11 protein-coding genes and 1 tRNA gene are annotated in these 10,707 nt (G+C 68.3%); 4 read left to right on the top strand and 8 right to left on the bottom strand.

Translation table 11 applies throughout. The features are described from left to right. Positions 1–10 precede the first annotated feature (10 nt). Complete coding sequence (locus AB0B48_RS05095; RefSeq protein WP_357196096.1) at positions 11–1,276, bottom strand: cytochrome P450; 1,266 nt, start codon at positions 1,274–1,276, stop codon at positions 11–13. A 255-nt stretch (positions 1,277–1,531) separates the two neighbouring features. Here AB0B48_RS05095 and AB0B48_RS05100 point away from each other — a divergent pair, with 255 nt between their 5' ends. Next, the gene (locus AB0B48_RS05100) at positions 1,532–1,843 is read left to right on the top strand and encodes a hypothetical protein (protein ID WP_357196099.1); all 312 of its coding nucleotides are present in this window, start codon (positions 1,532–1,534) and stop codon (positions 1,841–1,843) included. A 34-nt stretch (positions 1,844–1,877) separates the two neighbouring features. Here AB0B48_RS05100 and AB0B48_RS05105 read toward each other — a convergent pair whose 3' ends face one another. Beyond that, entirely contained in the window at positions 1,878–2,432 is a 555-nt protein-coding gene (locus AB0B48_RS05105) for a hypothetical protein (RefSeq protein ID WP_357196102.1), read from the bottom strand. After that, positions 2,422–2,970: a hypothetical protein gene (locus AB0B48_RS05110; protein WP_357196105.1), complete on the bottom strand. Its 549-nt coding sequence runs from the start codon at positions 2,968–2,970 to the stop codon at positions 2,422–2,424. The genes AB0B48_RS05105 and AB0B48_RS05110 overlap by 11 nt, the downstream gene beginning before the upstream one ends. Positions 2,971–3,113: 143 nt before the next feature. Here AB0B48_RS05110 and AB0B48_RS05115 point away from each other — a divergent pair, with 143 nt between their 5' ends. Then, positions 3,114–3,554 (top strand): hypothetical protein, encoded by a 441-nt coding sequence (locus AB0B48_RS05115; RefSeq protein WP_357196108.1) that lies wholly within the window; start codon positions 3,114–3,116, stop codon positions 3,552–3,554. A gap of 54 nt (positions 3,555–3,608) precedes the next feature. On the opposite strand, the gene AB0B48_RS05120 is transcribed toward AB0B48_RS05115, so the two are convergent. Then, positions 3,609–4,283 carry a cytidylate kinase family protein gene (locus tag AB0B48_RS05120; protein WP_357196111.1) on the bottom strand — a complete coding sequence of 225 codons (675 nt, stop codon included), beginning with the start codon at positions 4,281–4,283 and terminating at the stop codon, positions 3,609–3,611. A 608-nt stretch (positions 4,284–4,891) separates the two neighbouring features. On the opposite strand from AB0B48_RS05120, the gene AB0B48_RS05125 reads away from it, so the two are divergent. Then, positions 4,892–5,236, top strand: a complete 345-nt coding sequence (locus tag AB0B48_RS05125; RefSeq protein WP_357196114.1) for a hypothetical protein — start codon at positions 4,892–4,894, stop codon at positions 5,234–5,236. 258 nt (positions 5,237–5,494) lie between these two features. On the opposite strand, the gene AB0B48_RS05130 is transcribed toward AB0B48_RS05125, so the two are convergent. After that, a complete protein-coding gene (locus AB0B48_RS05130) occupies positions 5,495–6,211 on the bottom strand; it encodes an SDR family oxidoreductase (protein ID WP_357196117.1) in 717 nt (238 codons plus the stop codon). Between the two features lie 124 nt (positions 6,212–6,335). On the opposite strand from AB0B48_RS05130, the gene AB0B48_RS05135 reads away from it, so the two are divergent. Next, positions 6,336–6,935, top strand: coding sequence for a TetR/AcrR family transcriptional regulator (locus tag AB0B48_RS05135; protein WP_357196120.1), 600 nt, complete (start codon positions 6,336–6,338; stop codon positions 6,933–6,935). 115 nt (positions 6,936–7,050) lie between these two features. On the opposite strand, the gene AB0B48_RS05140 is transcribed toward AB0B48_RS05135, so the two are convergent. The 3 genes from AB0B48_RS05140 to AB0B48_RS05150 all read right to left on the bottom strand — a co-directional run bounded on the left by AB0B48_RS05140 (position 7,051) and on the right by AB0B48_RS05150 (position 10,595). Further along, positions 7,051–7,127: transfer RNA gene (locus AB0B48_RS05140), tRNA-Ile, on the bottom strand. 122 nt (positions 7,128–7,249) lie between these two features. Then, complete coding sequence (locus AB0B48_RS05145) at positions 7,250–8,488, bottom strand: FAD-dependent oxidoreductase (RefSeq protein ID WP_357196123.1); 1,239 nt, start codon at positions 8,486–8,488, stop codon at positions 7,250–7,252. Next, entirely contained in the window at positions 8,478–10,595 is a 2,118-nt protein-coding gene (locus AB0B48_RS05150) for an MMPL family transporter (protein ID WP_357196126.1), read from the bottom strand. The genes AB0B48_RS05145 and AB0B48_RS05150 overlap by 11 nt, the downstream gene beginning before the upstream one ends. Positions 10,596–10,707: the final 112 nt, after the last annotated feature.

Here is a 10,707-nt window from a genome sequence, read left to right on the forward strand (position 1 = left end):
GCGTCTTCACTCACTGCTGTGGGTAACGCGAACCGGACCAGGTCACCATAAGCCTCGACAAACCCCCCGTCGCGCTGTCGATGTCGACTTCCGGATCGCAGTCGGGAGACAACGCCATGCCTGGCAGTCGCGCGAACAGGGTCGGAAAGAAGATCCTCAACTGCAATCGGGCGAGGCTTGCCCCCAGGCAGTAGAACTTGCCGTACCCGAAACCGAGATGCGGGTTGGGCGAGCGATCGGGTCGGAACGTATCGGCCTCGTCAAACACCGCCGGGTCCCGGTTTGCCCCCTGCAGCGCCAGAACCACCAGGTCACCACGGCGAATGCGGGTCGCACCGTACTCAACGTCCGCCAACGCGTATCGCGGAATCCAACTTCCTCCTGGCACCACAGTCCGGATCAGTTCTTCCACCATCAGTGGCATCTTGCTGGCTTCCGGGACGGCAGACGCTGCGCCAGCTGATGAAGCGAAGAGATACAGAATTCCGTACTCCATGCGTGACGCGACGGTGTCGAACCCGGCCAGGAAGATCGACTTCAGGCCGTCGATCAGTTGCAGCCGTGTCAGAGGCGCACCTTGCGCCGCCAGTGTCCCAACTTGAGAGAGGAGATCATCACAGGAATGCTGACGCTTATGATCAAGGAGTTGATCCAGACGTTCGGAGACGACGGCACTCGTAGCCATTGCGGCCTCCCGGCGGCGAAGGTGTCTCATCTCGTCCGACCACGCCGCGAAGAGAGGCCGGTCCGCCAGGGGAAGCCCGATAACGTCGGAGATGACGGCCAGGGCGAAGGGCCGAGCCAGCTCGCTGGAGAGATCCGCAGTGGTGCCCCTCTTGACGACATCGTCCAACAGCTCATCCAACCTGGCGCGTACCTGACGCTCTCTCAGCTCGATACTTCGTGCGCTGAACGTCGGACCGAACACCGCCCGCCATCGCTCATGGTCCACCATCTCATTAGCTGGGCCCGGACGCGCGTGCATCAGCGCGGCAGACCAGAGACGAGGTGCCCCCTCAGGGTTGGCATGGGACCTGCCAATGCGCCGGTCGGCACAGATCGCTTTCACATCGGCGTGCCGGACGAACAACCAAGCCCGGTGACCAGCCATGGTGACTACTGGCACCGGACCCGGATGCTGACGCAGGCGTACGAACTCATGCGGCTCGGAGAACATGTCTTCGGAGTGCCCCGGGGTTGGAACCACGTTCAGGTCGGTCACACGCTCCGTCGAGCGCAGCAGGTCCTCGGGTTGAAGGTTTGCAGCATCACCCATTGAAGTCTCCCGAAGGCCGATGACTTACCCACCGTCATCGCTCGGTTATTCGATGTCAACACCTTCCCAGGGCTGCTTCCTTCGACTCGCGGAGGAAGCACGCGTGACCGAACCTGCCCATGGGCATCAGTTACCAGAAGTGGCAGATCCCATAAATCAGTCGTATCGGACGCCTTCGCTACTCGATCGTCGCAGGCAGGCCTGCACGGATGGTTTGGTTCCCGCGTCGGCGGGAACCCGCGGCCAGGAAGGCGTTTGGACGACCACCGTGGAATCTTCTACGGGGCCACCTACGTGGTGGCCGCCATCCTCTTCAACGTGATCTGGGAGTACGCCAGGCACGGCCGTCGCCTGCTGACCTCCACCACCGACGACGACACCGCACGGGCGATCAGCAGACGCTTCCGCCCCGCACCGTTCTGGATCGTCGTCGGGACCGCGCTGGGCGCTATTCATCCGGTCGTGGGCCTCGTGGTGGTCATCGCGTTCATCCCCTTCTACTGGCTGCCGATCAGAGGCGAGGTCGGCAGCATCAAGCGCACCCGCGAGCAGAGTCACGGTGGCTAGTAGCCACGAACCAGCTGCCCTGTCACCCCGGCGACTAGCGGGGCCGAAGGTTGCGGGGGGTGAGCGGCCGACCCGCCGCGTCCTGAACGGCGACCGACACCGAGTTCTTGCCAGCCCAGTCCGGGCCGGTTGGTGCGGCCTGCATCACGAAGCGCCTGGACCCGTCGGAGCCGTGGACCTCGAGAGGCACCAGGTCGGCGTTGCGGAAGCGGGCCTGGACATCTCCGCCGTCCGCGGCCACCTCGGCTCGGGCGGCAGCGGCGGGGAGCATGCCGAAGATGATCGGGGCGGCGGCGCCGCGGAGCGTACGGACGCTGACTTCGTAGTTCTGCAGAACTCCGGACTCGGTGCAGGTGCGTTCCACTGTCGCGCCGTCCTGACGCAGGTAGAGACACTCGCCCCAGGTGCTTTCCCGAACCTGGACCACCGACCAGTGCACGCCGCCGGTCGTGCCTTCGGTGAGTAACCGGGGATCGGTGACGCTCGGCCGCCGCCCGTCCCAGCCCTCCCAGTTGAGGCCGCCGACCACGGCAAGACCACCGAACACCACCACGGCGGCCACCACGGTACGGAAACGGCTAGTAGACAAGCAGATCACCGCCTTGCGCGTCGTGCAGCCGCAGCGACACGACCTCGACCCGGTCGCCCGCATCGGGTACGTACACGGCGTAGACCCGGTAGGTGTCGTGACCCGATGCGATCGTGGCCGCCTCGCGTGGCGTCCCGTCGCCAAGGGTGATCTGGATCGACGTGGCGGCGGCCGGCACGATGCCGTAGAGGATCGCCTCCGGCAGGCGCCGGCCCAGACGTTCCGAATGGACCTGCTCGACCCGCCCACCGGCCAGCCAGCCGTCGCCGTCAGCCACCCGGGGCCAGGCGCAGTCCTTGCCCGCCTCCCGCCAGTTGACGTACGGGTCGGAGAACGTCTCCCGCTCAAGTTTGGCGCAACGGACATCGAACGAACCGGTGACCCGGAGCCGATAGTTGTCGCCCTCGTCGAGGGTGAAGAAGGCGACGTTGCTCTTCCACCGGTCACCGATGGCGACATAGGTCCAGCCGGAGACCGCCAGCAGAACGAGAAGGACGATGAGACCCCGACGTACGGCCCTGCGCGGTGCGGCGGTCATGCGGCGCTCCTCGGTGGGGTTGACGCACTCACGGTAGCGCCGACGCACCAGCGCTCGGGGAGACCGAATGCCTACCCTGTCAGCTCGCCGTCTTCCACCCGCCGGACAACGGCCTCGACGTGAAGAACATCGACAGTCGTAGGATGCCCATCGTGGGATATACGGTGTGGCCGTCAGGCCGTCTGCACCTACCAGAGTCGGACGACGCCGCCGCGGTCGCCGCCGCCAAGGCCGCCATGGCCGAACAGGCTGGTTGGTACAAACCCGATGAGTCTCCGTCGGATGACACGCTTGTCGACATAGCGTGCGAGGCCAGAGCCTCGATCGTCCGCGACGGCGACTGGATCGAATTCGATCATGACGGCGAGGGTGACCCCAAGTGGTCGTACCAGGCCATTGCCTTCTACGTCGCGATCGCGCCGTTCGTTCGCTCCGGAACTGTCCACATCGAAGGCGAGGACGGGGCCCGCTGGTCCTACACCTACGCGGACGGGCAGGTCACCCAACAGGGTTGGAACGGTTGGGACGGATCCGTCGAACCGTATGGTCAGTACGTCGAAACCCCACACCCCGACCATGGGTGACAGGGCTGCCTACCGTGCGCTCGACCGGCCTGCCCAAAGTCAGGATGAGTGCGGTCAGCGCGTCCGCGTCTCCCAGACCGGCCGCTGAGGCTCGTCGTTGTGCACGACGATGTCGGCCTGCTGGGTCGGCCGGGCCGTAGCGAGGTAGAGCTGCTGGGAGGGGATGTAACGCTCCCGCCAGCGCCGTTCGACGTCGGCCCGGGTCGACACCCGGCGCTCCCGGACCACGGCACGGTCCACGGTCTTCTCCAGTGCCGTCGACACGAAGACGCGCAGCTCCCACCGGTCGACCAGTTCCGGGCGCAGCAGGAAGACGCCGTCGAAGACGAGCACGGCGTAGGCCGGGGCAGACACGACCGGCGGGGACAGCACGGCATCCGTCGCGCCGTCGTAGACCGCGGGTTGGAAGCGTCGATCTCCGCCCGGCCCCAGCGGGTCGAGTAGAACCCGCTTCAGCGCCTGATAGTCGTGGGTGTCGTGGTAGCAGCCAACGGCTGAGTACTCGCCGCGCGGATAGCGCTGCGCCCGAGAGAAGAGGAAGTCGTCGATCGTGGCGCGGATGACCTCGCGGCCCTGTGCGCGCAGGACGACGGCCAACTCGTCGGCGAGGGTGGTCTTGCCTGCGGCCGGCGGCCCGTCGATCGCAACCCGCGTCGGGTGGGCGACCGTGACGGCGCCAACCGCCTCAGCCAAGCGGTCGAGCAGCTCGTCGCGGGTGCCGTGAACCATGTCCTGCCCCTCCTCACGTCACCGCTCGCCGGTCGGGCCGGATCTGCGTCCCATCGAAGTCGGTCACATCACGTAGGGTCTTCTACTCCGGGCTCGTGGTATGCGTGGCGGGGGCGGGTCGCGGTGTCCCATATTCAGTCCCGGGATCACTCCGGGGACCTACCAGTGCCCGCCCCCCGTAGCCGCGCTGTCCCATGTGGGTTGCTCTGACCGGCCAACTGAGGGGCACCGTAACAGGCGGCTACGACACCGCTCAGGGACCAAACGTCTGGCCGGCGCTACCCCTCCGCCGGCAAGTCGTGAAACCACCGGCGGGACGACGCGGGTACCAGCAACAGGCCGACGATGACTGCCGCACCAACGATCTGAAGCAGCCCTGACGCACCATCCTCGGTGAGAAGAAGTACGCCTATCAACCCGGTGGCAACGGATGGACCATTCGCAAACATCATCGACGCCGGGATGGCGGCGCCCACAAGCAAAATCACGGTCCACCTCGGTGAGGAAGACGCCGACGTTGTGCCACCTCCGACGGCCGTCCTGCCGTTGGCGCGGGGCCCGAATCGTCAGCTTGAAAAGTGCCGATGTCCGGCTGTAGCGTTCTGCCAGTGGGACGGCTAGTGGACCGGCATCGTGATCTGGCCGGGTGGTTGGTGACGCCGCTGTTCACCCTGATAGCCGCTCCAGTGTTGGCCTGCCTCGCCGGGGTGTTGGGAAGCCTCGGGGACCGCAACGGTCCACCGGCGCTGTGCAAGGAGGCCATAGCAGACAACATGTGCGAGGAGACCATCCTCGGGGTGGCCGGCTTACATGTGCTCATCTCAGGCGTCATGTGGTTGCTGCTCTGGGTCATTCCATGGTGGCGAGGTCTTCGCACGGTGCGCATTCTGCTGGCCGTCGCTGCGACAGTCGTTCTCGTACTCCTGCCAGTGCGGATGTTCCGCTGGTCCTGACACACCGCCCGCCGCTTGTCGTCTGCGGACATCTGGTTGCCCGGGACGTTGATGCCGGCCTCCCAGGTGTCGGCTTCAACGGCAACCTCTGTTCGGTGCCGGTCCGAGACCACCGGCGCCTGCGCAGGTGCCGGTGGTCCCGTCGCCCGCCAGCATCGGACGGGTGCAGCAAAGCTCCTACACGACCTGCCTCGACCGAGGGCCGTCGTCGTGATCGGCCGGGGGTCGATATCACCCGGCCACAGGTTGGAGTTCGAACTAGGCGCCGTATCCGCCGTCGATCCGGAGTACTGCGCCGGTGACGTAGGAGGCCTCCGGGCTGGCCAGGAAGACGACGCCCGCGGCGATCTCCTCCCCCCTGCCGTAGCGCCCCATCGACGTCGTCGGAAGGAACATGGCTGCGGCCGGGCCGTCAGCCGGGTTGGCGTCGGTGTCGACGAATCCGGACTGGATGACGTTGACCGTGACACCCCGGCCCGCCAGATCGCGGGCCACGCCCCGACTGAAGCCCTCGATGGCCGACTTCGTCGCCGTGTAGTACGCCATCCCGGGGAACCCGGCCCGCATTCCCACACCCGAGCTGATGCTGATGATCCGCCCGTCATCTGGCAGCAGCGGCAACGCCTCCCGGATCGCGGCCGCCGGGCTCCTGTAGTTGGCGGTGAGCTGGCGCTCGATGGCGGCCTCATCGGGATCGACCTCGTCGATGCGGCCACCACCACCGATTCCCACGTTGTTGACCAAGATGTCGAGCTTTCCGAACTGCTCGACCACCTGGTGGATCAGGCCGGTCGCCTGCGTCACGTCCGTCTGGTCGGCCCGGAACGCTGCCGCGCGCACTCCCTTTGCCTCCAGGTCGGAGACCACGGCCTTGGCCCGATCCTCCGCGGCCACGTAGCTGATTGCGACGTCGGCTCCCTCGTCGGCCAGCGCCAGCGCGATCGCGGTGCCGATCCCCCGCGATCCGCCGGTCACGATAGCCACCTTGTTGTCCAGCTTTCCCACTGCTGCCCACTTCCCGCGTACGACGAGTTATTGACTGACCGGTCCACCATAAGGATTGTGGACCGGACGGTCAAGGATCCGTATCCTGGATCGCATGGCACGTCCGCGAGGGTTCGACGAGAAGCAGGTACTCCACGCCGTCCGTGATCAGTTCTGGAACGCCGGTTACGCCGCGACCTCGCTGGAGGACCTGATGCGGGTCAGCGGGCTGGGCAAAGGCAGCCTGTACGCAGCGTTCGGCGACAAGCGCCGGCTTTTCCTCCGGGCGCTGCGCAGCTACACCGACGACAACCACTACCACCTGCGCAAAGCCCTCACCGAAGCTCCGCGGGCCGTGGTCGCACTACGCACGATCCTTGAGCCACCGATCGGCGACCCGACCGGCGCCGGCGAACGGCGTGGCTGCCTGATGGCCAACAGCACCTTGGAACTCGGCAACGCCGACCCCGAAGTCCTCGATCACGCCCACCGCACGTACGAGACGTCCACCGCGCTGATCGGCGACTGCGTGGCCCGCGCCCAACGCGAGGGCGACCTACCCGCGGAGGCGGATCCGATCGCACTGGCGCGCGCACTCCTGGCCGCGCAACAAGGCCTGCTGTTCATGAGCCGGACCGGCATGGACACGGCGACACTCACCGCCACAGCACGATCACTCGCCAATCAACTCCTACCGGATCCCCACGACGGCTGAACCGACCGGGCGGCGGGCCGTGCTGCTGCGGATTCAGCGCGGACTGAGGGCCTCGGCCCGGACCTCGACGCGTTCCGTCCGGGTCATAGGCAGCATGGCTGACCAGCAAAACGGCTGGTGGGGCGGGCGGGGCTCGAACCCGCGACCGAGGGATTATGAGTCCCCTGCTCTAACCGGCTGAGCTACCGCCCCGAAACACCGCGCCGGATCTTATCCCGCTCGGCGATCAGCAGCCAGCATGAAGCCGGCCGGTGCCCACGCCTGCGCCAGCACGATGGGCAACAGGAATATAACAGCGTGCTCGGGTACGACCGTCAGCCGGCGCGCAGCTCGTCCAGGACGGCACCGGCGGCGCGCCAGCCGCTGGTGAGAGCACCTTGGATCGATGGGCTGTCCCGGTGGTCACCGGCCACGAAAAGGCCCTCCCCCATTGCCACCGGCTTGCGTAGCCGTCCCTGCGGCGGTGGCGCGGCGGGTAGCGCTTCGGGAATGGCCATGGTGGTGAGGTGGGTCCAGTCGGCGGTGGAACGGCCGTACAACCGGGTCAACTCGGCCCGGATGGTCGGCTCGGGTGGGGCCGTCGGGCCGACCACCGAGGTGGCGATGAGGTGCCGCCCGGTGGGCGCGTACGTCGTGGCGGCGTTGCTGAGCACCACGGTGTTGGCGACGAGTTCGCGTCGGTCGCCGTCGACGAGCAGGATGGGCTCGGTGAGCGGCGGCTCAGGTGCGCTGTGGTAGTAGGTGGTGTAGCTGTGCATGCGTACCGTCGCCAGGGCCGGCAGCAGCGCGGCCGCGGCGGGCGGGTCGACGGCGACCACGACGGCCCGGCAGTGGATCTCGCCGGCCTGGGTGCGGACCCGGCCCGGGGTGACCTCCGCGACCGGGGTGTTCAGGTCGAGCAGGTCGGCGGGCAGTGGCGCGGCGATGGCCCGGGGCAGCGCGGCCATTCCTTCGGCGGGCAGGCCGATCCGGCCGCGGGCGAAGGAACGCAGCACCATCGCCAGCACGTGGCTGGAGGTGGAGAGTTCCCGGTCGATGAACACACCGGACAGGAACGGCCGCAGCAGCTCCTCGATGATGGCGTCGGAGAGGCCGGCGCGGCGCAGCGCGGTCTCGGTGCTGGTTTCCGGCGCGTCGAGCAGCCGGGACGCGGGGAGGGTGGCGCAGCCGGTGGCGAGGGCGGCGAAGCGCAGCCGGTCGAGCAGGGAGCCGACCCCGGCGAGCGCGGTGCCGGGCCCACCGGTCGGCTCGCGCAGCGGGTTGACCAGCCGCAGCAGCTTCTCGCCCTTGCGGACCAGCACACCGGAGGTGAAGTAGCCGAGGTTGAGCTGGTCGGTGTCGAGCAGTGTGCCGAGCCGGGGGTAGGCGGTGTTGAGCACCTGGAAGCCCCGGTCGATGAGGTGACCGTCGACGACGTCGGTGGCGACCCGGCCGCCGAGCCGACCCTCGGCCTCCACCAGCCGCCAGGGCACGCCGGCGCGGTGCAGCCGGCGGGCGGCGGCGAGGCCGGCCAGGCCGCCGCCGACGATGACCACATCGGTTTCAGCCAGCACCGCGCGCCTCCCGCTCACCGTTCGCCCGGGACAACCGGCCCGGCCACCAGATCTTCGGCCCGATGTCGTACGCGAGTGCGGGCACCAGCAGCGACCGGACGATGATGGTGTCGATCAGTACCCCGATCGCGACCGCCGTACCCAACTCGACGAGCACCACGAGTGGCAGGACGGCGAGGGCGGAGAACGTCGCGGCGAGCACGATGCCGGCGGAGGTGATCACCCCGCCGGTGACGGCGAGGCCGGCGAGCACTCCGGCGCGGGTGCCGCGCTTGACCGACTCTTCGCGGACGCGGCTCATCAGGAAGATGTTGTAGTCGATGCCGAGCGCGACCAGGAAGACGAACGCGAACAGCGGGAACGACGAGTCCACGCCGGGGAAGTCGAAGACGTCGCGGAACAGCAGCGCGCAGAGGCCGAGGGTCGCCGCGAAGCTGAGCAGCACCGTGGCGATCAGCAGCAGCGGGGCGAGCAGCGCGCGCAGCAGCAGGGCCAGGATGACAGCGATGACCACCAGCACCACCGGGATGATGACGTTCTGGTCGCGCTTCGCGGCGTCCGAGGTGTCCACGTTGATCGCGGTGAAGCCGCCGACGACCGCGTCCGCGCCGGGCACCTGGTGTACGGCCACCCGCAGCTCGCGGATGGTCCGCTCGGCGCCGTCGCTGTCTGGTGGGTCGGCCAGGGTCGCCTCCAGTTGCACCCGCCCGTCGACGACCTTCGGGGCGGCGTTCTCCTGGGGTGGGCCGGTCTGCGGGCCGGCGGTGAGGGGGCGGACGTCGGCGACCCCGGGCACGTCCTTCGCCACCTGGGCGACCTGTCGGGCGGTCTGCTCGGTGGTGAAGATGGTGGCCGGGCTGCCGGTGCCGGCCGGGTAGTGCCGGGAGATCACCTCCTGACCGTCGACGGAGTCGGTGCGCTGGGTGAACAGGTCGGACTGGCCGAGGGTGGTGGCGCCGAGCTGGGTGAGGCCGAGGGTCAGCAGGGCCAGCACGACGGCGGTGCTCAGCCAGATCGGGCGGGCGTGCCGGGCGACGAAGCCGGCGACGCGGCTCCAGATGCCGTGTTCGGCCCGAGGGTCGGCCTGGTCGGCTCGGGGTCGTCGGGGCCAGAACGCCCACCGTCCGCCGAGCACCAGCAGCGCGGGTAGGAAGGTGAGCATCACCAGCAGGGTGGCGGCGATGCCGATGGCGGCGACCGGTCCGAGCGCCCGGTTGGAGTTGAGGCTGGACAGCAGCAGGCAGAGCAGGCTGACGATGACGGTGCCGCCGGACGCGATGATGGCCGGAGCGGCGCCCTTCCAGGCGGCCTTCATGGCGTCCCATGGGCGCTCGTGCCGGTGCAGTTCCTCCCGGTAGCGGGCGATCAGCAGCAGCGCGTAGTCGGTGCCGGCACCGAAGACCAGCACTGTGAGGATGCCCTGGGCCTGCCCGTTGAGTTTGACCACGTCCGCGTCGGCGAGCAGGTAGACGAAGACCGAGGCGAGGGCGTACGACATCCCGGCGGCGAGCAGCGGGAAGATCCACAGGACCGGGCTGCGGTAGACGACCAGCAGGATGACAAGCACCACGACCAGGGTGACCAGCAGCAGTGGTCCGTCGATGGCGGAGAAGACCTCGATCAGGTCGGCGAGCAGACCGGCCGGGCCGGAGACGTCCACGGTGAGGCCGTCCCGGTCACCGCCGGTGATGTCGCGCAGTTGCTCGACGACGGTGCCGATCTCCTCGCCCTCGGCGTCGTCCACCGGTACGACGACCTGAAGTGCCTGGCCGTCGTCGCTCGGGATGGGCGGGGGCAGTGGGGTGACCACTCCGGGGATCTGGGCGAACCGGGCGGCGTCGGCGCTCACCCGTTGCCGGTCCGCGTCGGTGATCCCGGTGGGCCGCTCGTAGACGACCAGAGCCGGGATGGTCTGCCTGTCGACGAACTCGCTGGCGAGGTCCTGGGCTCGGGTCGCCTCGGCGTCGGTGGGCAGGAAGGCGGCGTTGTCGTTGGTGGCGACCTCGCTGAGGCGTCCCGCGTACGGGCCGGACACGCCGCCGATCACCAACCAGGCCAGCACGACCGCCACCGCGATCAGCGTGGCCCTGCCGCCTCGTCCGGACATCCGCCCCTCACACCCCAAGGTTCGACGCGCTCTGAGCGCGGCCACCATCGCCCATCCTGCCGCCCAAACCCATCGAGACGGTGTGAATCCGGCATACCGTCAGCGTCGATCA

The organism is Micromonospora sp. NPDC049089, assembly GCF_040648775.1.
In the GTDB taxonomy this organism is placed as follows: domain Bacteria; phylum Actinomycetota; class Actinomycetes; order Mycobacteriales; family Micromonosporaceae; genus Micromonospora.